At 43.5% G+C, this 24,024-nt stretch carries 21 protein-coding genes; 14 read left to right on the top strand and 7 right to left on the bottom strand.

Annotated elements, in window-relative coordinates; translation table 11 throughout:
* The first annotated feature begins 115 nt into the window (after window positions 1-115).
* The 3 genes from BIZ39_RS05005 (at window position 116) to BIZ39_RS04995 (ending at window position 1,650) form a co-directional block, all read left to right on the top strand.
* Window positions 116-664 carry a YaeQ family protein gene (locus BIZ39_RS05005; RefSeq protein WP_039232321.1) on the top strand — a complete coding sequence of 183 codons (549 nt, stop codon included), beginning with the start codon at window positions 116-118 and terminating at the stop codon, window positions 662-664.
* Window positions 664-972, top strand: a complete 309-nt coding sequence (locus BIZ39_RS05000) for a hypothetical protein (RefSeq protein ID WP_168534214.1) — start codon at window positions 664-666, stop codon at window positions 970-972. Before BIZ39_RS05005 ends, BIZ39_RS05000 begins: the two co-directional genes overlap by 1 nt.
* A 267-nt stretch (window positions 973-1,239) precedes the next feature.
* On the top strand, window positions 1,240-1,650 hold the full coding sequence (locus BIZ39_RS04995; RefSeq protein WP_039228102.1) for a late embryogenesis abundant protein: 411 nt from the start codon (window positions 1,240-1,242) through the stop codon (window positions 1,648-1,650).
* A 90-nt stretch (window positions 1,651-1,740) separates the two neighbouring features.
* On the opposite strand, the gene BIZ39_RS04990 is transcribed toward BIZ39_RS04995, so the two are convergent.
* Window positions 1,741-2,199: an aspartyl protease family protein gene (locus BIZ39_RS04990; RefSeq protein ID WP_168534216.1), complete on the bottom strand. Its 459-nt coding sequence runs from the start codon at window positions 2,197-2,199 to the stop codon at window positions 1,741-1,743.
* 332 nt (window positions 2,200-2,531) lie between these two features.
* On the opposite strand from BIZ39_RS04990, the gene BIZ39_RS04985 reads away from it, so the two are divergent.
* The 5 genes from BIZ39_RS04985 (at window position 2,532) to BIZ39_RS04960 (ending at window position 7,874) form a co-directional block, all read left to right on the top strand.
* The gene (locus BIZ39_RS04985) at window positions 2,532-2,900 is read left to right on the top strand and encodes a hypothetical protein (protein ID WP_168534218.1); all 369 of its coding nucleotides are present in this window, start codon (window positions 2,532-2,534) and stop codon (window positions 2,898-2,900) included.
* 195 nt (window positions 2,901-3,095) lie between these two features.
* On the top strand, window positions 3,096-3,770 hold the full coding sequence (locus BIZ39_RS04980) for a nitroreductase family protein (RefSeq protein ID WP_168534220.1): 675 nt from the start codon (window positions 3,096-3,098) through the stop codon (window positions 3,768-3,770).
* A 190-nt stretch (window positions 3,771-3,960) separates the two neighbouring features.
* Window positions 3,961-5,130: a sugar efflux transporter gene (locus BIZ39_RS04975; RefSeq protein ID WP_168534222.1), complete on the top strand. Its 1,170-nt coding sequence runs from the start codon at window positions 3,961-3,963 to the stop codon at window positions 5,128-5,130.
* Window positions 5,131-5,290: 160 nt separating this feature from the next.
* Window positions 5,291-7,456, top strand: coding sequence for a M3 family metallopeptidase (locus tag BIZ39_RS04970; protein WP_168534224.1), 2,166 nt, complete (start codon window positions 5,291-5,293; stop codon window positions 7,454-7,456).
* Between the two features lie 226 nt (window positions 7,457-7,682).
* A complete protein-coding gene (locus tag BIZ39_RS04960; protein ID WP_262385709.1) occupies window positions 7,683-7,874 on the top strand; it encodes a hypothetical protein in 192 nt (63 codons plus the stop codon).
* 236 nt (window positions 7,875-8,110) lie between these two features.
* Here the strand turns inward: BIZ39_RS04960 and BIZ39_RS04955 are convergent, their stop codons facing one another.
* Complete coding sequence (locus tag BIZ39_RS04955; protein ID WP_061095656.1) at window positions 8,111-9,016, bottom strand: LysR family transcriptional regulator; 906 nt, start codon at window positions 9,014-9,016, stop codon at window positions 8,111-8,113.
* 145 nt (window positions 9,017-9,161) lie between these two features.
* Here BIZ39_RS04955 and BIZ39_RS04950 point away from each other — a divergent pair, with 145 nt between their 5' ends.
* On the top strand, window positions 9,162-10,028 hold the full coding sequence (locus tag BIZ39_RS04950; protein WP_061095657.1) for a DMT family transporter: 867 nt from the start codon (window positions 9,162-9,164) through the stop codon (window positions 10,026-10,028).
* Between the two features lie 277 nt (window positions 10,029-10,305).
* Here BIZ39_RS04950 and BIZ39_RS04945 read toward each other — a convergent pair whose 3' ends face one another.
* From BIZ39_RS04945 to BIZ39_RS04935, 3 genes are all read right to left on the bottom strand, one after another.
* On the bottom strand, window positions 10,306-11,241 hold the full coding sequence (locus tag BIZ39_RS04945) for a helix-turn-helix domain-containing GNAT family N-acetyltransferase (RefSeq protein ID WP_061095659.1): 936 nt from the start codon (window positions 11,239-11,241) through the stop codon (window positions 10,306-10,308).
* Window positions 11,242-11,335: 94 nt separating this feature from the next.
* A complete protein-coding gene (gene nei, locus BIZ39_RS04940; RefSeq protein WP_049587924.1) occupies window positions 11,336-12,157 on the bottom strand; it encodes an endonuclease VIII in 822 nt (273 codons plus the stop codon).
* A 200-nt stretch (window positions 12,158-12,357) separates the two neighbouring features.
* Window positions 12,358-13,479: a zinc-binding dehydrogenase gene (locus BIZ39_RS04935; RefSeq protein WP_049587926.1), complete on the bottom strand. Its 1,122-nt coding sequence runs from the start codon at window positions 13,477-13,479 to the stop codon at window positions 12,358-12,360.
* Window positions 13,480-13,652: 173 nt separating this feature from the next.
* Between BIZ39_RS04935 and BIZ39_RS04930 the strand changes: the two genes are divergently transcribed.
* The 5 genes from BIZ39_RS04930 (at window position 13,653) to BIZ39_RS04910 (ending at window position 20,790) form a co-directional block, all read left to right on the top strand.
* Window positions 13,653-14,249 carry a hypothetical protein gene (locus BIZ39_RS04930; protein WP_049587929.1) on the top strand — a complete coding sequence of 199 codons (597 nt, stop codon included), beginning with the start codon at window positions 13,653-13,655 and terminating at the stop codon, window positions 14,247-14,249.
* 146 nt (window positions 14,250-14,395) lie between these two features.
* Complete coding sequence (locus BIZ39_RS04925; protein WP_187446492.1) at window positions 14,396-16,387, top strand: ATP-dependent DNA helicase RecQ; 1,992 nt, start codon at window positions 14,396-14,398, stop codon at window positions 16,385-16,387.
* A 70-nt stretch (window positions 16,388-16,457) separates the two neighbouring features.
* On the top strand, window positions 16,458-17,303 hold the full coding sequence (locus BIZ39_RS04920; protein WP_049587937.1) for an SAM-dependent methyltransferase: 846 nt from the start codon (window positions 16,458-16,460) through the stop codon (window positions 17,301-17,303).
* A 14-nt stretch (window positions 17,304-17,317) separates the two neighbouring features.
* Window positions 17,318-17,524: a hypothetical protein gene (locus tag BIZ39_RS04915; protein ID WP_014977183.1), complete on the top strand. Its 207-nt coding sequence runs from the start codon at window positions 17,318-17,320 to the stop codon at window positions 17,522-17,524.
* A 77-nt stretch (window positions 17,525-17,601) separates the two neighbouring features.
* On the top strand, window positions 17,602-20,790 hold the full coding sequence (locus tag BIZ39_RS04910; RefSeq protein ID WP_187446491.1) for a response regulator: 3,189 nt from the start codon (window positions 17,602-17,604) through the stop codon (window positions 20,788-20,790).
* Here BIZ39_RS04910 and BIZ39_RS04905 read toward each other — a convergent pair.
* Window positions 20,772-21,221: a DUF3010 family protein gene (locus tag BIZ39_RS04905; protein WP_187446490.1), complete on the bottom strand. Its 450-nt coding sequence runs from the start codon at window positions 21,219-21,221 to the stop codon at window positions 20,772-20,774. The two genes, BIZ39_RS04910 and BIZ39_RS04905, sit on opposite strands and share 19 nt — an antisense overlap.
* A 92-nt stretch (window positions 21,222-21,313) precedes the next feature.
* Complete coding sequence (locus BIZ39_RS04900) at window positions 21,314-23,968, bottom strand: ATP-binding protein (protein WP_061095818.1); 2,655 nt, start codon at window positions 23,966-23,968, stop codon at window positions 21,314-21,316.
* Between the last annotated feature and the right edge of the window lie 56 nt (window positions 23,969-24,024).

The following is a 24,024-nucleotide window of genomic DNA, read 5'->3' as shown; positions in this document are numbered from 1 at the left end:
ACCTACAGCGAAATTTGCTTTTTACTGCTACTATAGCGCCAAAACTTGCTATGCCACTTTTTTACATAGCACACGGGGTTAACTTCAAGCCTCCTAAGAACAAAGCAGGAACACCATGGCTCTTAAAGCGACCATTTTTAAAGCTGACATATCCATAACGGATATGGATCGCAATTACTATAACGACCACAACCTTACTATTGCCCGTCACCCTTCTGAAAATGACGAGCGAATGATGCTGCGCGTGGTTGCGTTTATTGTTAATGCTCATGAACGCCTACAGTTTACCAAAGGACTGTCTGACGATGACGTTCCAGATTTATGGCAAAAGAGTTTTAGCGATGAAATAGAGCTGTGGATTGAGTTAGGCCAACCCTCTGAACAGCGCATCAAAAAGGGCTGCAATCAAAGCCAACAAATGATGATTTATTCCTACGCCGACAACAGCTTCGACGCGTGGTGGAAGAAAGAACATAACAAGCTACAAACCAAAAAGAACTTATCAGTTTTCACTTTGCCAGAGTCGCTTGCCGCTACTTTGGCCAATGCTGTTCATCGCTCTATGCAAATACAGGTTACTATTCAAGATGGGCAAATGTGGCTAACCATTGAAGGTGCAGATGTCACCGAGAGCGTTGAAGTGTCTATAGAGAAGCAGTTGTAATGAAAAAACTCTCTGCCGTTCAACTCAAACAGCAAGCACTGGTTTTTAGTGTAGCCGATAGCCTTGAAGCACAAGCGCTTGAAGAGTTAAATGGTATGCAACAGTGTTGGTTTGACGTTCAGTATCACCAATTCCCCGGCTCGTTACTGCTTCGCTTTCAATTCGAAAATGAAGAAGCGGTGTCAAACGCTGAACCTGAGCTAAAGAAGTGGCAGCGAAAATTAAGCGCAGCGCTACTTAAAAAAGGCGTTGTGTTGAAAGATATGCGCAGGCATCTCGTATTTACCACACAAGGCCCAGAAGAGTAACCCACATCACGCTTTGCAGAACAGGATATCCAACTTCTTTGTTCAATCTTAGCTAGGTTTGTTTTTGGTTATAAACCTTTCATTTTTCCTCATAAAGTCTACTTACACTTTATCAGGTAAGTAGGCTAGACTGGTCTCGTCGAATATTCAGCTTGCCGAATATGACAATAAAACGGCAGGCATTTTGAACGTTTACAATGGATATTTGAACACACCATGTTGACCGGCTTTGAAACAAGCCACTATCCCAGCAAAAGGAGCTTCACAATGAAAACTAAAGCAATGGCGTTAGCACTGTTACTGTCTTTAATGGGCTGTACTGAGTCTAGCGAAGAGACGAAAAGCGAAGTAAAAAAAGAGATGGAAAAAGCGGGCGAAGCAACAGCAGACGCCTATGACAGCGCAAAAGAAAGTGCTGCAGATTCATGGGATAAAACCAAAGACGCGAGCTCTGAAGCTTACGAAGAAGGTAAAGAAATGGCTTCTGATGCCTTTGATGACGGCAAAGAGATGGCTTCAGACGCATACGAAGATGGCAAGAAAATGGCCTCTGACGCATACGACGCAACGGCTGAGAAAGCAGGCGAATTTAAAGACGCCGCAGCGAAAAAAGCTTATGAAGCTTGCGTAAAAATGAAAGAGCAAATGGGCGGTGACGTTAGCGAGTGCGACGATTAATTTAATCTTCCAGCGAAAAACAAATTTGAAAGCGAACCTTCGGGTTCGCTTTTTTATTGCCTTTAATTAAACAAAAGCGAGTCATTCACGCTATTCACACCCGGCTAAAATCACAGTGTCTGGTGTAATAGTTAAAGGCGCGACCCGCAGCAACGTATTAATACCTAAAATATTGTTCCCTTTGGGAAGCACGGCCACTTCCACTGGCCCCACTTCGCACGTATTTCCTATACGAACCGAGTTTAATTGATACTGAGATATTTTAACGATCTTTCCGTTTGCCATTCTGGCAGCAGAGGTTCTGGTGGCAAGAAGCTTTTGATTTCTTGTTAGCGCGTCGAACGTAGTTTGATTGAGGGTTAACAAGCTTGAACCCGTATCTAATAGAAACGAAGCCTTTATGTTCGATTCTAGGGTCGCTTCTAGATACAGTGTTCCGCCTTTGCTTTGTGAAAGAGGAATATTTTGCTCTATCGCTGACACGGCAGATGTGCACGCTAACCAAAAAGTTAGCAGAACAAATAAGGGGATTTTAAATTTTACACTCACCGCACATACACCCTTTGTCGACACTTTATATAGGTGTTGATTGACAGCAAGATAAAGACCAAAGGGTAAATGATTGATTTTACCGAAACTCTACAATATCAGACGGTGCCACAGCACCATAATAGTGCACAAAACCATCCATTCCGCACCATCGTTAAACACTCCGTTTTCAACGCAGTAGCTTCTCTTTCAGCTGCTCCCCATTCTCTTGATTACTTAAATTCTCTATATCCAGTTAGGTGATAGTAATTACCTATCACCAATCGTCATTGTTTAGAACTTTTTTGCTCATACAATGTAGAAAGGTATGTATGTCAACGAGAGGACACGACATGAAATTACGCTATGTATTGGGTTCATTAATTACGGCTGTTTCACTTGGTTTTTCTGCAAACGCAGCGCAAGCTATGACATCATCAACTGATGAAACGGTTGATGTACAAGTAGTTGACTATTCAGGAAAGCCGCCATTTAAACGCAAGATCGTAAGCTTATCGGTTAACGATGTAGCGCAATTGGAATCCGTAGGGCAAGAAGCGATTGAGTACGTAGAAGTGAAAGAAGTCATCATGCGCGGTAAGCCACCGTATCGCAGAGTGACAACCATGATGCCTGTGTATGACGTTGCTCAGCTTGAAGTATTGGAAGAACAAACTGAAACTCAGAAACGCGGCACTCGCCCGCCGTTCAAACGCCACTAACAGTATTTCTTACTATCAACATATTGCACCAAAGCGATTCACTTTTGCCTGAGTGAGTCGCTTTTTTATTGTGCATACTCGTTTACGCTATTTTTTATTTCGCGGTGTTCAACAGAGTCGATTTAGCGCGTTTTTATTTTTATTAACGTGCCACAAACGTTAGAGTAATTAAAAGCAATATAAAAGAGATAATAAATGCAACCTCATGACCATTCTCCGCTGACTAATTTTATTGAATACCCTGAAGAGCAAATGCTTACTCGCAGCGAGGAGTTTTTAAAAACCATGCAGCGTCGCCACAGCATTCGCCATTTTAGCGACAGACCCGTTGATAAAGCGGTAATTGAAAACTGTATTTTGACCGCTGGCACTGCACCTAGTGGAGCGAATCATCAGCCTTGGCATTTTGCCGCGATACAGTCGCCTGAAGTAAAACAACAAATACGCGAACAGGCTGAAGCGCATGAGCGCGGTTTTTATAATGGGCGTGCTGGGCAACAATGGCTAGATGACCTTAAGCCGTTAGGCACTGATGCAAGTAAGCCTTATCTGGAAACCGCGCCTTGGCTTATTGCCGTATTCAGTCAAAAATTTGGTGAAACAGAAACGGGCCAAAAAAGCCAAAACTACTATGTGCACGAATCGGTGGGTATCGCGGTGGGTATGCTTATTACTTCGCTTCACAACGCAGGTTTAGCAACCTTGACCCACACACCAAAACCAATGAACTTTTTAACCGAAGTCTGTCAGCGGCCTGATAACGAGCGCGCTTACATGCTTATTATTGCGGGCTATCCGGCGGATAACGCCACAATTCCTGCACACGCCATGCAAAAAAAGTCGCTTAGCGAAATTGCGAGCTTTCTTTAAATTTAAAAAGCGCGCAGTGCTTGAGCATATGAGGTAAACCAAGTATTTAAAACGGCATAACTAATAAAAGCTTTGTCATAGACATGAGATGCGCAGCACTTATAATGCGCGCTCGTTATTAAGGGCTGCGACCTTTTCTTTACGAATTTCGGTCAACCACGTCTAACAGTCCCTCGGAGCTCGTATCCTCATGACATCGCGTCACGCATTCTCTCCACAGCTTCCTTTTTTACTGTTAAGCCTATTAACTGGCCTAACATCGTCGTTTGTTACGCCGCTCATGAGCTACTTTCTCATTGATGAGATCAACGTTGAGCCCATTTATATAAGTATTTATATGGTGTCCGTTACGCTATCAGGGTTGGTGATCAGTCAGTACCTCGGGCACTTGGCAGACAAAGGTTTTAACGCAAATCGCCTTTATGGGCTGACCATGGTTTGCGTGGGCATCGCCATGATCGCCTTTATCTTTAGCAAGCAGTTTTGGCACGTATTCCTTGCTGGCGTATTGTTTATGTCAGTAGGCGCTGGGGCCGTGTCTCAAATGCTGACTGTTTCAGGATTATGGGCAAAAAACCAAGACATCGACTTAGCCGCATTTAACTCAAAAGTTCGCGCGGCCATCTCTCTCGCTTGGGTGGTAGGCCCGCCGCTGGCATTTACGCTGGTTGCCAATTTTGGCTTCGCAGCGTCCTTTTCTGTGGCTATAGCGTGCGTGGTTGTTGCGACGCTTTTTGTGGTTAAAGTTGTGCCTGGGCAAAAAGCCAATCAACACTCACTCAACACTACTCTAAAGGGCTCGCTATCACTGCCGTTTTGGCTTGTGGGGTTAGCCATACTTGCCGGAATGGCAGGCAATGTCATGTATTTATCATCCATGCCTTTGTACGTAATGAATGAACTGGGGTTACCTGAAAATTTGCCTGGGTTAATGATGGGGGTTGTGGCCGCCCTTGAAATACCAACCATGCTGCTAGCAGCCAAATTAGCCCGACGGTTCCCACCTGCGGGTATCATGGCTGTGGCATTTATTTTCGGCTGTTGCTTTTACGTTGGCGTATATTTCTCTCAAGCGAGTTGGGAACTGTTAACGCTTCAAATATTAAATGCCCTATTCTACGGTTTATATGCCGGTATTGGATTGACCTTGCTGCAACAACAAGCGCCTGATTTGACAGGTTTTACTTCAGCGTTTTATTCAAACGCCACTCGGGTGGGTATGATGCTAGGCACCATTGGCGCAGGCACCGTGGCTCAATTCTTTAGCTTCAGAGATGCCACTATTGGGTCGTTGTGCATTGCTATATTTGGCTTAAACGTGATGTTAGTGTTCATGTTTGTAAAACGAGAAGCACACTAAGCTTTATGCAAAGAAGACTAGTAGACCGCTAGTTAAGGCTTACCCCAGCAGCACTTCTATCGCTTCCTTTAATTTCTTCGCACTTTCTCACAATTGACAATTGTTACAACATAACATTACACTCACAGACAGTTAATTACCCTAAAAATTTAGGAACCCTATGAAAAAGCTCCTTATTTCAGCCACGATATCTTCTATACTTTTGGCAACAGGCTGCACCGAACAGGTGTCAACAATGAATAAGACTGCTACAACGCAGACTGACTCAGTAAAAGCAGAGCAGACGAACCCTTTATTTATGGCAAGTTCACTGACTTACGGCGCGCCGCAATTTGATTTGATAAAGGACGAGCATTTCATTCCTGCATTTGAAAAAGGAATGGAACAGCACTTACAAGAAGTAGAAAAAATAGCGTCTAACCCTGACGCTCCCACCTTCGACAATACGTTGCTAGCGCTTGAAAAAAGCGGAAGTTTACTCGCCAGAACTAGCCGAGTATTTTTCAACTTAGTAGGAACAGATAGCTCGCCTGAACGCAGAGAAATCCAAAAAATTCTAGCGCCAAAGCTGGCGGCTCACAGCGATACCATTAATTTAAATAGTGCGCTTTTTAAGCGTATTGAAACACTATACAACCAGCGCGACGAGTTGGAGTTAGATACTGAATCAACCCGACTACTCGAAGTGTATTACTCTGATTTTGTTCGCGCTGGCGCTAAACTCAATGAATCAGATAAACAGAAGATACGTGAAATAAACGAAGAACATTCAACCTTAACCACGCAGTTTTCTCAAAACCTACTGGCAGAGTCATCTGAAATTGCGGTGGTAGTGAATGACGTAGAGCAGCTGTCAGGGATGTCAGAGCGCCAAATAAAGGCCGCATCAGATGCTGCTAAAGCTGCTGATAAAGAAGGCAAGTATCTTCTAAGTATCACGAACACTACTCGTCAACCTGTCCTTACTTCACTAGAAAATAGAGCACTTCGCCAGCAAGTGTGGGAAGCATCAGCATACCGAAACCAATCTGGGGAATACGACAACACCAAAATTATTAGCCGATTGGCAGGACTGCGCGCACAAAAAGCAGCATTGCTTGGATTTGATAGCTGGGCGGCCTACAGCCTAGACAAACAAATGGCCGGTTCGCCAAGCGCTGTATACGACATGCTAGGCAGTATGGTGCCCGCTGTGCTTAAAAACGTTGAAAAAGAAGCCGCTGACATTAAAGCAATGATTGAAGCGGAAGGTAATAACTTCGAACTAAAACCTTGGGATTGGGCTTTCTACGCAGAAAAGGTAAGACAAGCTAAATACGAGCTAGATGAAAACGAGGTGAAACAATACTTCGAATTTAATCGCGTGCTTGAAGATGGCGTATTTTTCACTATGAATAAATTGTACGGAGTGCGCTTCAAGCCCCGTCCAGATTTGCCGGTTTACCACCCTGATGTAAAGGCTTACGAGCTGTTTGATATAAATGGTGACAGTTTAGCGATTTTTTATGCCGACTACTTTTCTCGCAAAGGTAAACGCGGTGGAGCTTGGATGAGTTCGTTCGTAGGACAGTCGAAATTGCTCTCGCAAAAGCCTGTTGTGGTTAATGTAATGAACATAAACAAAGCGCCTGATGGCGAGCCTACATTAGTCAGTTACGATCATGTGACTACCATGTTCCATGAAATGGGTCACGGACTTCACGGCATGCTGTCAGACGTAAATTACCCAACGTTGGCCGGTACATCTGTCTCGCGAGACTATGTAGAGTTCCCTTCTACCTTCGAAGAAGACTGGGCAGCCCACCCTGAAGTTATTGCAAACTATGCCAAGCACTATGAAACTGGAGAGCCTATTCCAGACGCTCTGCTGGAAAAGGTGATTCGTTCACGTACATTCAATATGGGTTATGACACATTGGAATATATGTCTGCGGCACTGCTTGATATGGAGTGGCATTCTATCTCTGCCGAGCAGGCGCCTGAAGATGTCCAAGCCTTTGAAGCCCAAGCTCTCGATAAACATAATGTTGGCTTGTCTTATGTACCACCTCGTTATAAGTCAGCATTCTTTGCACATTCAATGGGTGGCGGCTATTCCGCTGGCTACTATGCCTATATGTGGAGTGAAATTTTAGCTGCTGATGCCTTTGCTTATATGCAAGAACTCGGCGGATTAAAGTTAGAAAACGGTATGAAATATAGAAAGGAAATCTTATCTACCGGCAATTCTCGTCCCCCGATGGAGTCTTATAAAGCATTCCGAGGAAAAGCGCCAACAACAGATGCTCTGCTTATTCGCAGAGGGCTTAAAACCAAAATTGACTAACAGGAGGCCTCATGAATTCACCGGTAATACCGTCTAACTTCGTTGAATGGCCAAACTGTATTGTCCGCGATTGTGGCATAACGTTAGACAAAGCGTTTTTAGAATAACGGATAGCGGCGCTTTCGAACATGAAGGATCAGCATACAAAACAATTCCTGCGTTTGTATGGCGAGACACACTATAATCAGGTTTTTGGCTGGTTTCATCGAGTCTTAGTGGAGCTGAAATGAGTAAAACGTTGACTAAAGAATCGCTTCTTGCCGCCAGTGAAGACGACTATATGAACGATGAGCAGCTTGAATTTTTTCAGGCATTGCTCAACGATTTAAAACAGCAAACCATGGCTCATATTGAAGAGATGAAGGCAGAGAGCAGCATTATTACTCACAAAGAAAGTAATGATACTTTCTGTGCCTGAGAGTTTTTGAGTGAATATTTAAGTGAAAATTTGAGTGTGCGGTTAACAAGGCGCACACTCGTCTTTTGGCAAGAATGGACTGAATGCGTCTCAGCTTTTTATTATTTTATTGAAAGCCGAGAGTTATCCGTTTTGGCAACAGTATCGAACCTCCAGTTAAACCAAAACAGTGACCGTGGTGTTGTGTGGCAACTTATCTGAATAAGTGTATTCACCTTCAACTCTGATTTAAATAGCTAAGCTGATTCCAGTTCATAACACTGCTGTTTAAGCCAACGACCTAATTTCATAATATCAGGTTGCCTAGCTCGTGTTTCCTTATAGACAAAATAGAAGTTATCTCCGGTAATAAGCTCGTGCATAGGTATGCGCACAAGACTTTGCTGGCGATCCTGATCATCCATCATGTAATTATTAATGAGGGTAATTCCCAAATTATATCGAGCCGCTTCAGCGGCAAGTAAGACATGACTAAATTGATTAATTTTGACATCTTTAGGTAATTCAAATTTACCACTCATACACCAACGTAACCAGTCGTCACCAAGACTTTCATTTGTATCTGAGTATTGTACTGATAATAACGGGTGTTGCCATAATGAATCAGGTAGAGGCTTATTTCTTAACTGCTGCCAAAGCTTTTTTCCACACACTGGATAAAGTTTTTCAGTAAACATGAATTGATTGACAAAGTTACGTTCCGGTGGATTCGTTGTAATAAAACAATCCGCAAATTGGTCATTATAATCCGGTTGATCCCCGACCATATTTAAAGTTATTTCTATTTCTGGGTGCTGATATCTAAAATCTTCTAACTTCGGTATCAACCAGTTCACCGCCACAGAGCTATATAAAGCCAAACGAAGATTGCCTGATTTCCCGTGACGTATCATTTGACTGGCATTTGATAGATTTCCTAATGAGTTAGTCACTTCTTCAAAGTAACGTTCCCCGACCTTAGTCAAGGAAAAAGAACGCCCCTGTCGGTTAAACAGAGTTTCACCCAAATAGTCTTCGAGTAATCGAACTTGGTGACTAACCGCACTTTGAGTCACATTGAGGTGCTCAGCAGCTTTGGAAAAGCTATTAAGTCGCGCAACAGCTTCAAAGCATTGCAGGGCACGTAAAGGAGGCAACTTCATTATAAATTTAGCTCATACTAAAAGCATTTTAAACATTATACATCATATAAGGTATGGAATACGCTAATCATATAACCGTTTTACAAACGTAACTCTATTAATTCAGTTCCATTGACATTTTCTAGAATGTAGCAGGAGTAATGAAATGCCCAAAATAACTGTCGGACTCGCGATGACATTACTTATCATCGGAAATATAATTGGGGTTTTTTCTGACGCTTTGATAAAAACTCTGCCAGCAGATACTGCCACATACCAATTTGTATTATTTCGTCAATTGACCGCAGTGCTGATTTTACTTCCATTTTGTTTACTCAGTAATAAACAAAGCCTCTTCGCTGGCCTCAAATGGCACTTTATACGTGGCCACATTTGGTTATTAGGGGCAATATTTATGGTATTCGCTCTGGGCGCTCTGCCGTTAGCTACCGTAAATGCTATTTTCTATACAGCGCCTTTGCTTATGCTGCCGTTAGCCATGATATTGTTTCAGGAAAAGCTGACTAGCCACTCAATTGCTGCTGCTGTTTTGGGTTTTATCGGCGTACTTATCGTGGTTAAACCAACACAAATTAATTGGGCAGCGATTGCCGCCCTTGTCGTCGCATTGACTATGGCTGTAAATAATTTATTGGTTCGTAAATTACCTCAGCATCATAATGTGTTCCAAACTTTAATGCTCACCAACCTAGTAGGTATCCCAGCCGCACTTGGGTTGGCGTTATGGGAAGGCAAACCTTGGGACTGGACTCCAATGTTAACGGCAACAGGCTCCAACACTTTTATCCTAATTTATGCTGGTATATGTGTATTGGTATATAGAGCAATCGAAGCCAGTAAAATTTCCAGTGCCGAATACACTGGCTTATTAGGTGCTGTAGTTGTAGGGGTGCTGTGGTTCGATGAAATACCGGACCTGAGCTTGGCTATAGGATCTTCTTTAATTATTATTCCGCTGATTTGGTTAGCCAAGGTAGAAGCAAAGATAAAGCAAACAAGTAAAATGATATAAGTGATAAAGTTAATCTAACTTTCCAACGTGACCGCGTTTGGGAACGAGCTTTTACTTGCACTCCCAAGTGGGATAAATAATAACTAGTTAATTTTTGGAATATTATGACTGAAAATAATTTGATATTTTGTGACTATAGTAACTCTTATTTAGAAGACTGTCTTAAGCTGTTCGATCAAAACTGTCCGAAATACTTCGCTACAAACGAACGTCAGGACTATATTGCGTTTTTGCAAAAACAGCTGTTACAACTTATCGCTGCACTTCACGGTAACAATTACTTATTTAAATAAAGCTCCATCTGCACATCACATCTCGCGTAAGGCGATGGCGCCCCCTTAATATGCTTAAACCCTATCTTTTCATACAAACGTATTGCGGGCTTAAGTACCGAATTGCTCTCTAAATAAAGCCGCTTTACTCCCATCAATTTCGCCCTTTCGACAATACTTTTACCTAACAGCAGCCCTACCCCTTTGCCTTGAGCTTTGGGAGACACCGCCATTTTAGCAAGCTCAAACGTATCGTCAGCTTGTTTAATAAGTGCACAGCAGCCTATGGGTTCGCCCTTATCTAACGCGATCAATATCAAACCCGACTGATTCAAAATGTAGCCTTCAGGGTCGTCGAGCGCTTTAAAATCGGGCTCTTCCAATTCCCAATATTTACTTATCCATTCAACATTGAGCGATTTAAATGCCTCGCGATACTTTGGCGCATAATCGACTACCTTAATATCAGACGAGTCAACGTCCACTCTCGCACTTATGGGGCGATATCGAAGATGCCTTTCAACTACGCTCACCGCTTCCCACAAATCTATACCCGTTTCATCTTTTAGCTCGCGCATGGCTGCGTCTATGGCATCGCACTGCTTTTTCATTTGGGGCACCATCGCTTTCGCTTTGCTGTTTAAAGCCACCAGCGTAACCCGTGAGTCGTCGCTCGACTTGTAACTTTCAATTAGGTCGCGTGCTTTCATTTCTTTTACGATTTTACTCACCGACACGTGAGAATGATTTATCTCTTTAGCGATATTCACAACGGAATCAGCACCTTTTGACGCGAGCACATAAAATACGGGGAACCACTTTGGCTCTATCGCAAACCCAAATTTCGCATAAGTATTTTCCGCATCCTTTGACACCTGCGCGGCTAACTGACGTAAGGCAGTACCTAATGCAATATGCCCCAATTCATTAAATGACTTCACTTCACAAAACTCCGTAACCAGTTACGGATACAATTAATCGTAATTGGAAATAAGTCAAACAGATTATTTATTGAACATAAAAAATTGGGGTAGATTACATCGCCTGGCACTGGCTACACCAATAAAGGCGTCGCCCGTTATACGTCTGGCGTTTTATTGGAGTGGCGCAGACTCTACAAGGCAGCTCTTCCCTGTCGAACACCATAAACCGCGTACCTTCAAAGTTAACGCCTTTTGCTTCAAGCACTTCGCGTAGTTCTGTGTACACGGTATAGCCACCGGTTTCATAGCTGCGTTTGCATATTGCTAAGGTGTGATGTGCCAAGCTGCGCAGCTGATCATCACCTATCTGAGAAGGTTTAAGTGATGGGTGAACACCTGCAGCAAATAGAATTTCGCTGCGAAGGTAATTCCCTAGTCCTGCCATAAAGCGCTGATCCAAATATAAGCCGCTTAGCGCGCGATTGTAGAACGCTTTTGAACGTAGTCGTTCTAATACCATTTCTTCTGACACCGAATTGTTGAGTACATCGGGTCCAACTCTTTGTAAAAAAGGGTGCTCATGAATAGTTTGCGTTGGCCAAATGCTAATGTCAGACGCACTATATAAAATAGCACTGTGTGTTTCGGTATGAAGCCCTACCCTTAGCTGGCGGGTAGTACCCGGTATTTCGTTGCGTTTACAGGTATGCCACACGCCATAGAGTTGATTGTGTGAATACATAGAGAGCCCATTGCTAAAATGGGTAATTAGCGCCTTGCCACGGGTTTCCATGCGCAAGACTTTCTCGCCTTCTAGCTGTTTAACATAGGGTTTTAGCTGAGCTAGTCCAAACTCTACTTTTTCTAAGGAAGTATCTTTAATTACTGCTTCGACTTTGTCTGCAGCACGACGAATTTCGGGACCTTCAGGCATGTTGTCTCAAATACCTTTTATCTCGGTTACTGGTTACTTCGCATCATTTTCAGCTTCTTTGCAGCTGAATAATAGCGAATAAAAAAAAAGGGCTGTAGCCCTTTGATGTACTTTAAACCGAAGTTTGTACATCAAAGATCAACAGACCCTTTTATTAATCAAAGTTTAGCTGAAATTGCTGTATTTAAACGCTGCGCTGATTAGCCTTTGTTTGGCACAATCAGATATTTTTCACCGGTCTTTTTAGCGTTATAAAGCGCTACATTCTCAGGCTGTAATGCCTCCTCAAGACTCAGTTCTTTGGTGTAAGACGACGCAAAGGTAGTGTTAATTTCCATCGCCACTTTTTGATATAGCTCGCCTACGCGTTTCTTATCAAGCTTGCCTAAGAAGCGCATTAATAACCAGCCACCAATGCTCCACGTCATACCGTAAGCGCGGTTTAGAATTGTCGGAGAGAAATCTAAGCCGCCGTAGATATACACTTGTTTATTGCTGTCAGAGCCGTAAGTGTTAAATCCTTTTGCATCTTTACTGCCCGACGCTTCCATCATGGTAAGGATATCGCTAACAAGCTCACCGCCGCCAATGGCGTCAAACGCTAGGGTTGCGCCCGTGCTGTCTATGGCTTGATAAAGTTCAGCTTTGAAATTCTCGCTACTTGAGTCAAGCACAACTTTCGCGCCGATCTCTTTAAGCATGTCCACCTGTTTTTGGCTGCGAACAATATTTACAAGCTCTACGCCCTGCTCTAAACAAATCTTGTTCAGCATTTGCCCAAGGTTCGATGCCGCTGCGGTATGTACTAGCGCTTTGTGGCCTTCCATACGCATGGTTTCAACCATACCTAGCGCGGTCAGTGGGTTAACGAATGACGACGCTGCTTGTTGTGGCGTTGTGCTATCTATGTGAGGTAAACATGCCTGCACGGGCACGCATGCATACTCTGTATAAGCTGCGCCAGTAAGAATAGATACGGTTTTGCCCATTAAAGCTTGTGCCTCCGGGCTATCACCCGCTTTAACAACCGTACCTGCACCTTCGTTTCCGATAGGCAACGTCTGGTCTAAACGCGACTTAATACGATTTAACAAAGGCTTATGCACCGGCGCAACCAACGCACTTTTATCTGTATCGAAGGTCGCTTTATCTAGGCTTGCTGGACCAAACATAGGCCACATGTCTGACGGGTTAATAGGAGATGCTTCCATACGCACTATCACTTCGTGCGGCTTCGGCTCTGGAACATCTACCTCTTTTAGCGATACCTGAAGCTCACCTTCTGATGTAATTAGCGTAAATAGTTGTTTAGATTTATTCATATTGACTCTCGTGCCCTAAAAATTAAACGCTGTATGTATTGTCAAGCTAACACGCCGCCACTATCAGCAGTATTTATATTTCGAATACATATGCGTTTCGATGGTTGATACACCCGATAATTTAGATGAGTTACACTGCAAAGCGTGTATCGACCTGTAATAGCGAATAAAAAATGAAAAGACATTGTATCTACCTCTTACTAGGACTAATCGGAATAAGCGATGTGGGGTTTGGTAAAGCTGCACCTTTGGTCTCAATTCCTACCCACGACGCGTTTTTTAATTCTATAAAAGCGCTCTGCGGTAAAGCGTTTCAAGGGAAGGTGAGTAAAGATAATGTAGGTAATACCTTCGGTGATGCAGAACTTGTTATGCACGTACGAAAGTGCACAGACTCAGAAATTCAGATACCTTTTCATGTGGGTGACGACGCGTCCCGCACCTGGATATTAACAAAGACTGGCGCTGGCCTTTTGTTAAAACACGACCACAGAAATAAAGACGGCAGTTTCCATTCATCTACCATGTACGGCGGGCACACGGTAGATGAAGGGTACGCCCAAGTTCAGTCATTCCCCGCAGACGCCTACTCAAAAGCATTATTTATAGAATCTGGGATAGCAGCATCCACCGATAACGAGTGGCAAATAATGATTTACTCGAACCGCTTTAGCTATCGATTGATTCGCCCTGCGCGCGAAGTACAGGTTGATTTCGATATCGATAACACAGTCTCTGTTCCCAGTACGCCATGGGGCTACAAAGACTGACTGAGGCTGAAACTGGACTCAGGTATCGTTGCGTTTATTACCACAACGCCATATAACAAGTTTCAAATTGCCTACTATATTTTGTTTCAACGTACGACTAGATAGAAATAGTTAGACTTAAATCATCAACTACATGGATAAAAAGAATGTCTTCTACCCCAAATATTTTACAACAGCTTTTTGGTTTCTCAGCGTTTCGCGAGGGGCAAAAAGAGGCGGTGGATTCTCTACTTAGTGGGCATTCAACGTTAGCAATTTTTCCCACTGGTTCGGGCAAATCTTTGTGTTACCAGTTTGTCGCTACGCAGCTACCACATTTAACTCTGGTGGTTTCTCCATTACTAGCGCTAATGAAAGATCAACTGGAATTTTTGCATAGCAAAGGCATTGCAGCAGCCAGTATCGACTCCACGCTTACGCCCAAGCAGAACAAGCAAATGATGAACGACGTGCGGTCAGGCCAGTGTAAAATTCTGATGGTGTCGGTGGAGCGTTTTAAGAACGAACGTTTTCGGCAGTTCATTGAGTCTATTCCGGTAAGTATGCTAGTTGTCGATGAAGCACACTGTATCTCTGAGTGGGGCCACAACTTTCGCCCTGACTACCTAAAACTCCCCGCGTATCAGAAAGAGCTTAATATTCCTTTAGTACTTCTGCTCACAGCTACTGCCACTAAAAAAGTAAAAGAAGATATGGCAGCGCACTTTGATATTGCGCCAGCTAATATTATTCAAACAGGGTTTTATCGACCTAACTTGAACTTGCATGTTCGCCCAGTACATGAACCATATAAAAACCAAGCCTTACTTGAAGAAATTCAAAAACAGCAAGGCGCGGGTATCGTTTATGTCACGCTGCAAAATAGTGCAGAAGAAGTAGCCCGGTTCCTACAGCAACAAGGGTTTGCTGCAAAGGCTTATCACGCTGGTCTCGACAGTGATGTAAGACAAGGTATCCAGCAAGATTTTATGCACAATAAGCTTCAAATTGTTGTGGCTACCATTGCATTTGGCATGGGCATTGATAAGTCGGATATTCGCTTTGTTGTTCATTACGACTTACCAAAGTCTATTGAAAACTACAGTCAAGAAATTGGCCGAGGTGGACGAGACGGTAAAGCCGCAAACTGCACGGTTTTAGCTAACCTTGACGGGCTAGTCACCATAGAGAACTTCGTTTATGGCGATACACCAGATAAAAGCGCCATTCAACGCGTAATAGATGATATCAGCGCACAGGTCCCCGCTCACATAAATTCAGCGGCGCAAAATGATTCACCTACTAACGGCAAACACAATATTTACCAGTGGGAAACGCAAATAAATAGCTTATCGAGTGCCAGCAATATACGACAGCTTCCGCTTAAAACCCTGCTGGTACAGCTTGAACTCGCCAACGTTATTCGCCCTTTGTATGTCTATTTTGCTGAATATAAATTTCGCTTTATTTCAGAGAAAGCCACCATACTCGGCCTTTTCTCAGAAGAGCGGGCTCGCTTTCTAGACGCCGTATTCACTCATTCAAACATGAAAAAGGTGTGGGGCATTGTAGATTTTGACAGTATTTATCAGCATTACGGCGCAGAGCGTGCAAGAGTGGTGGCCGCACTAGAGTATTTACATGAACATAATCATATTGAGCTTGCATCACGCTTAATAACTGACGTATACCGCGTGGACTACGAAAAACTGCAAGATACCGACTTAGCCAATAATCTGGCTCACTATTTCGCTGAAAACGAGCGCAAAGAAATAGAACGTATCGCCGCGCTGGTAGGCTTCTTCGAACTCAATACTTGCTTAAGCTATAACTTGTCGGCGTATTTTGACGATACCCAAGCGCCCAATGAATGCGGGCACTGCAGTGTATGTCAGGGAAATGTGGCTAAGCTCAGCTATTCAAACCCAATTCCCACACCGAACCAAGACCAAATATCAGAGGCCATAGCAGCACTAAAAGCCCATTTGAGCGGAAAATTTGATGGCCCAATCACATCATCTATTTGCTGTCGTTTTCTAACTGGCATGACCATGCCTTTGTTCACTCGATTTAAAGTGAGACAAGTAAAGGGCTTTGGTTCTTGTGAAAACTGCCGATACGCTGATGTGAAAGCAATGGTAGATGCTATAAATCAGTGAACGTAGCAAATACCCTAAATCTAATTTATAGTGTTGAGTGAATCACAATTAGCAAGTGGTAAAGGAAAATATGACGCTAATTCAGGGACAAGAACATACTCCTAAGGGATCGCTAGTTGTAGTTGGCACTGGAATCAGTGTTGCGGGTCAAATGACGATAGCGACCAAAAGCCACATCGAAAATGCTGACATTGTGTACATGGGGATCATGAACAAAATTGGTGAACACGTGGTCACCAATATTAACCCGAACAGTGTGTCTTTAGACGACCTTTATCAGGAAGGAAAGTCTCGCGCTGTCACCTATGACCAAATGGCCGACCGCATCGTGCAGTCAGTTGTTGAAGGTAAAAAAGTATGTGTGGCTTTTTATGGTCACCCAGGCGTATTTGTTACGCCTTCTCATGAGGCTATTCGCAGAGTGCGGGAACTTGGTCTAGATGCGCAAATGCTCCCCGGCGTGTCTGCAGAAGACTGCTTAATTGCGGATTTGGGAATAGATCCCTCTCGCTTTGGCTGTCAGTCTTATGAAGCCACTCAATTTTTGTTTCGCGATTACCGCATTGACCCTCACATGACGCAAATCATCTGGCAAATAGGTTTAGCCGGAGAAGCAACGCTAAGCGTGTTAGATGCTAATCACAGTGAATCTGGGCTTGCCATGCTGGCTGACATTCTAGCCGAGCACTACCCAGAAGATCACGAGCTGATTATTTACGAGGCAGCCACCCTGCCCCTTTGCGAGCCAAAAATACAAAAAGTGTTGCTTCGCGAATTACAGTTCGCCAAGCCAACATTAATTTCGACCCTAGTTGTACCCTCACTTGGCATGCCAGCATACCGTCAGGATCGTTTGGCAAAGCTAGGTTTAACTGAGCAGCAAGTTATTGACTTTAGATCTCCAAAAGTAAACTAAAAGGAAAAAACGACATGGCAAAGAAAACAATTGTAGATTTCTTGGTTGAGCTAGACAGCAACAGCAAACTAATGGATGCGTATAAAAAGGACCCTGTGGGCACTGCAGAAAAGTACGGTTTATCTGGTGAAGATCTTCAGCTAATTAAAGACCAAGACTGGGACGAAGTAGCCAAACGCTTTGATGATACTAGCAAGGCTACCCGCGTAATTAGCTACTAGTCGTTATCTTTTTAAGCTAGCTGAAGTAGAAAGTGAAGCGCCGTTTGAAATGCATCTTCGCTATCGTTTGTTTTACGATGGCGCTTCCTATTTTTGCGCTTTTAAAAGAACCACTTAACACCACACCATCAGTCACTACGCTAGACGAACTGAAACAGCGAATTCAAAACAATGATGAGTCTGTAGAAACCACATTCACTGAGCTAGGCTACTTCTTCGACGCCCACCCGAACGCTTTTCAGCAAGCCCGCTTATTCAACCTAAGAGCTTATAAGCACATTCTTGAGCAAGACCTTGTTGCGGGGTACGAAACTCTGTTGGAAGCCCGCAAGCTTGCAAAAAAAGGCGGCAACACCATGGCGCTGGCAGAATCTTTTCGCTTAGAAGGGCTTATTTTGGACTTGTCAGGTGAGCATGCTCGTGCACTTGAAGCGCTCAACAAATCCCTTGCTGCTTTCATTGAAGTAAATAGCGATAACGCCTTGCTTGTATATAGCGCTATGGGCAATGTGTACATGTCGCTGCAAAACTACGAAATGATGTTGCAGCTAGGTCAAAACTTCCTCGCCGCAGCCCAGCGTTTAAATGATAAAGAGAACAAAGCCATTGCTTACTTTTTCCAAGGTTACGCGCAAACGGAACTGGGCGACTATCAAGACGCTAAAATAAGCCTTCTGCTGGCAGAAGAATTGTTCAAAGAGGTGCACTACCCCTTTATTGGCATTGTTCATACCAAAATGGCTGAGCTGCATATCGCCCAAGGCAATTTAACTGAAGCGCTAACCATGTTGAACCGCGCTGCGGAATCAGATCGCAAAGTTGGTTTTAAATACAACGAAGGGTCTAGACTACTGCGCTTGGTCGACATCTACATTAAACGCAATCAAATAGACTTGGCTATTAGCGAACTTGAAGGTGGATTAAAAAAAGACGCCATAAAGAACGACAAATCCGTGGTGCTAAGCATGTTGGAAAAGCTCATTTCACTCCTTGAATCAACCAACAATTTTGAAGCCGCGTTAGAATATTCAAAGCTATACACGAAAACTTATGAAGAAAGTTTTAATGAACAGCAGTCAAGATTGTTAGCCCTTAACCGCGTGCGGCTTTCTATTTCCGAAAAAGAAGAAACCATCAAGCTTCTAGAGAAAGACAACCAGTTAAAAGAGCAGCGTAACCTTATACAGAAAAAGCAAAACACGTTTCAGCTGTATTTCATCGGTTTTGTGATCCTTTCATTAGGTTTAGTCGTTGGCCTATGGCTTAGAACTCGCCAACAACGTAAGGCGCTCGATGTACTTACTCAAGACCTTCAGAAAGCAACAAAAGCAAAATCTGACTTTCTTGCACGCATGAGTCACGAAATTCGCACGCCGCTTAACGCCATTATCGGCCTGACCAAGCTTTCACAGCGGGCTGCAGAAGATAAAGACCAACAAACGAACCTTATTCAGATAGAAGGCGCGTCGCAAACCCTACTAAGTATAATTAACGACATACTCGACTTCTCGAAAATAGAAGCGGGCAAGCTTGATATTGAATCGACGCAATTCAATTTAGACGCGCTAGTAAACCAAACCATTAGATTGCATTTAGGGCGCGCTGAGGAAAAGCACATAGAGCTTATTCAGCATATATCACGTGACGTACCGTTAAACCTCATCGGCGACCCGTTACGCATACAGCAAATTCTAAGCAATTTAGTTAGCAACGCTCTTAAGTTTACCGAGGATGGACTGATTTCGGTAAGCGTTAGATGCACGCATAATGTAGAAGACATTCAGCTTGAATTTGAAGTTAAAGACACAGGGATTGGGCTAAACAGCACGCAAAAGGCTTTGCTATTTCAACCATTTAACCAAGGTGATGAGTCTATATCTCGTCGATACGGCGGCACCGGCCTAGGATTAGCAATATGTAAGCAGTTAGTCACATTAATGGGCGGAGAGATTTGGGTTGAGAGCCAGCTTGGAAAAGGCGCAAGTTTTCATTTTACCGTAACCGTTAAACAGGATGCTTCCCAACAAATTGTATCGCCGTCTAAGCAACTTTCGTTACTTAAGGTGCTTATTGCTGATGACATTGGCGTGTCGCGTGACGCTATTATCGAGTCGCTATCAGTGGCTAACATTAAAGCAGATGTTGCGACCGGCGGTAAAGAAGCCGTAGCCAAAATGCGTGCTGCTGTGGGAAACAGTGCGCCTTACGACGTACTTATTTTAGATTGGAATATGCCTGACATTGATGGATTGGAAGTTGCAGCCATCATGAAACAGGAGTTTTCAATTAAGCCACCGAAGGTGATAATGCTGTATGCATTCGAGTCGCCTCATATGCGAGAGCAGGCTAACCAACTAGGTATTCGAACCTTCATTAAAAAGCCTTTTAGCACCAGTGAGCTTGTAGATAAGCTACAAGAGCTTTGCTTAAACGTGAACACAAGAACCCTACCAGCAGATGCTGCGCCTGTGCCTAATCTGCGCGGAACGAAGATCCTTTTCGCAGAAGACAATACGCTGAATCAAAAAGTAACCCTTGGTCTGTTAAACGACACCCACGCGAATATTGAAGTGGTTAGCAACGGCTTTGAAGCCATAAAAGCCTTACGTGAAGATAACAGCTATGACGTGGTATTGATGGATATCCAAATGCCCGTTATGGACGGGTTAACAGCAGCTAAAAAAATCAGAGATGAGCTGAAGTTAACTTTGCCGATTATTGCCATGACGGCGCACGCCATGCAGCAAGACATCGACAAGAGCCTGGCAGCGGGCATGGACGGCCACATCAACAAACCGGTTGACCCAAACCGCTTCTTTGACGTGCTTGTTGAAGTGCTAAATAAAGGAAAGTCGACGGCGACCACTGAAGTAACCGGCGGGCCATCGGCAAACACAATACCGCTGAGCTTTATAGATAAATCTCAAGCCATGCAAGCAATGTTAAATGACGAGACTTTGTATAAAGAGTTACTTAACGACTTTGCAGCACTTAACAAAGAGCTAGATAACCTTCGAAAAGCCATTGATGAAAAAGACTATGCTTCAATCGTTCGTATAGCGCATATTTACATAACTGCCCTTCGGTACATTGGCGCTTACGCCTTAGCCGAGCTAGCTGCAACGATTGAGCTAACGATAAAACGTAATGAACATGAAAGCGTAGCTGGTTTTAGCGATCAGTTAGAAGCGCTTTACACAGCATTGGTAGAGATGAATGCGAAAGTTGAGCTAACCGCTCCCGATTATTATTCGTCTGACTCTTGAGACGCATACTCATTTTTCATAAGCCACGCGTACGCCGTTGTAAAAGCGGTTTCTTGAAACTGTTTTAAACCCGTGTCAGAAAATGGCACTGCAAGCGGATTTCTGCGCAGCGACTCTTTAATATCTGTTGGGCTAAATACTACAACTCGAAGCCCTTCAATCAATTCAATGGCAGCTTCTAACTTGAAGCCAATTGCACTACCTGCAAATTTACCTTTGCTTTGACGCTGACGAATTATCACTGCATCAATTTTGTAGTCTTCTACAAGTTTAGCAAAGGTACTTTGGAAGCTCTTTAGCCCCTTCGCACTGGTATCGGCAAGCGTTAAGCGGCGCGTACGGCAATCTGGCAAATGAAACAAGCCGTCAGCCAGCGACACTAAACTAACAATTGCTTCATTACCTTTTAAATCTACACCACAGACTTTCATATTTATTCCTAATTACGTTTGTCCGGCATTATAACGCGTTTCACTGCATTTGGGTCACTCAGTCGGTAAGCTTCAACCTTTTAAAAGAGGTTTTAGCTTAGTACCGACTGAATTGTGTCTTTTGACAGGGGCTTAACGAAATGCTGATCGAACCCTGCCGCTTGGGAGTCCTCCACATATTTCTCTGAGCCCCACCCGCTTTGAGAATAAAACTTAACATTTTCTGATTCAGGTAAGGCTTTCAGCATTTTAACCAGCTCATAACCGTCAATATCTGGCATGCCGATATCAAGAAATACAAAGCTAGGTTTAAACGCTTTGAATTCAGCGACAGCCTCTTTCGGAGAAGTAATACCTAGGGCAGTCACACCCATAGACTCTGCTAATAAGCAATATGCATCGATAAGATCAGCATTGTCGTCAACGAACATGACTTTGGTTTGGCTTTGAATAGCTGGCTCGGCTTCCTGATTGTCAGACTGCTCATAAGCCAATTTAGAGATGGGAAGTCTAACTTCAAAGGTACTTCCCCGGCCTAACCCTTCACTCATCACCGACACATCACCGTGATGCAGCATTACAAGTTTACTCACCAACGTAAGCCCTATTCCTAAACCGCCTTTAGTATGTGTAGAGTGCGCCTCAATTTGGGTAAACATATTAAACACGTCTTTAAGCCTGTCTTCAGGTATCCCCATGCCGTTATCTTTAACAGCAACGACAACCATGACACCTTCCTCTCTGATATCTACAGTTATCCTTCCCTGATCACTCGTATATTTAGCAGCATTGTGAATAATGTTTGAGAATATCTGACTTAAACGCGCTTTATCGCCATAAACCGTCACATCCTTTTCGAGATAATTTACGGTTATATTGTGTTTTTTCGCTTTTACCTGCTGATCAACAATTTCAAGGGAATCTGACAGCACGTCTTGAATACTCAATTTTTCAAACTCAAGCTTGACCTTACCTCGCGTGATTCGCGATACATCCATCAAATCGTTGATAAGTTTTGACATGTATTCCGCTTGACGATTAATAATAGCCGTCACTCTTTTACGCGTTTTATCATCGTCAACCGTTTCTAAAATACTTGCGCCAGACATAATAGGCCCAAGCGGATTTCGCAATTCGTGAGCTAACGTGGCAAGAAACTCATTTCTGTAATTATCTTGCTTTTCAAGCTCTTGAATACTAATATGCATGCGTTCTTGCACATCAAGTGCATAAACAAGAAACATCCTGTTCAGGCGATTTGCAGTATCTACATCCGCCTTATCAAAACTTGTTGAGCGCCCTTTTATAGTGCGGGTATGGATAGTGAACGAAGCTCTGGGTTTAAGCCGCTGAGCTTTTGGTGCATCTTCAGACTTCTCATCTTCAGCGCCAATCCACTTTTGTACGCGATGGGTTTCCTTCCTGAACCAGGCGGTAAAATACTGCTTCTTTTCAAACAGTGGAATAATCATTATGCCAGCAATACCGTACTGTCGTGCTTCCGGGTAATCGTCATAAAGCGCGTCGTTGGTATATGGGAACCCGCCTTGGCTGCTTGCTTTGGAAAAAATCTCCTTGATGAGTTCTATCGGTAAAGTAGAACCGAGGGTAATGGTCTCGTACTGAGAATAATAAACAAACCCTGAACTATTAAGCGCGTCTAAAAAAGCGCGCTCGCCACTTTTGACTACACGGCTAATAGGATTTGCTGGACCGATTCTATCCAACATCGCATCAACAGCTTTATCAGTAACATGCTTTTTGCGTTTCGCAATCTCTTCTTCTTTCGCCAACAAATGCCAGCTGAACAGTTGACTTAAATTCTCACATTGCAGTCGTACATCTTGTGGAATATAACAAGCCTCGCGATGGTGGCAAGAAATTAGCCCGTAAAGCTCGCCGTCCGTTACTAAAGAGATCGAAAATGAAGCCCGCAAACCTTGGTTTCTAATGTATTGAAGATGAATAGGTGAAAAGGTTCGCAGCAGCGAGCGAGTGAGATCCAGCGCCTCTCTGCCTGACGCTTCAGTCGACGGAACTAGCTTTGCAGGAAGTAACTCAGTATCAGGGGTTAGTCTTACCCAGTTAGTTTTGTAAAGCGCTCTAGCCTGTGCAGGAATATCTGACGCAGGAAAGTACAAGTCTTGATATGAGTCCATATCATCGGCTTTAGCTTCTGCGATAACTTTCCCTGAGTAGTCATCATTGAATTTGTAAAGTACTACCCTGTCCATATTTGTGAGATACCGAATGGTCGAGACCATTTCTTGAGCCATCTCTCTTAGTGACGTCATTTCTTTAAAGCGCGGAGCAATAGACATAGCATAGAGTTTGATAAATTGCTCTGCGCTATAAGTATCTCTGAATTCAGTAGCGGGCTCTAGCTCAACAACATAGTTGTGACCGGAATCATACACCACCGCCAAATAATCTATCGCCGCTCCTTCCTTTAACATCGAGGCTTTTAAGTGAAGCTTAATGGGCAGCCTAATCTTGGTTTTTGTAACCCTATCAAACGTCTCTTCAAGAAATGCCCGTTCATTCGTGTCAGATGAGAGTATTTCTAAAAAATGTTTACCAATGAGCGGCTCAGTGAACACTGACTCGCAGTTGTCACTGACAATCGAAATCTTCAAGTCCTTGTAATTAAAAGCAATAAGAAAACCATAACTTTGTATACTTTCGGGAATATGTATTGGCTCGTCTTCGCAACGTTCAAAGTTAATGTTTTTTGGGGGCTGTGACATGAGGATCCTGAGGTTTGAATAGATTAACTTATACTTTCGTCTAAAGAGCAACGTAT

Source organism: Alteromonas sp. BZK5, assembly GCF_014349115.1.
GTDB classification, from domain to species: Bacteria; Pseudomonadota; Gammaproteobacteria; order Enterobacterales; family Alteromonadaceae; genus Alteromonas; species Alteromonas macleodii.
The sequence above is the reverse complement of the archived record's forward strand: the minus strand, read 5'-3'. Positions and strand labels throughout refer to the sequence as shown.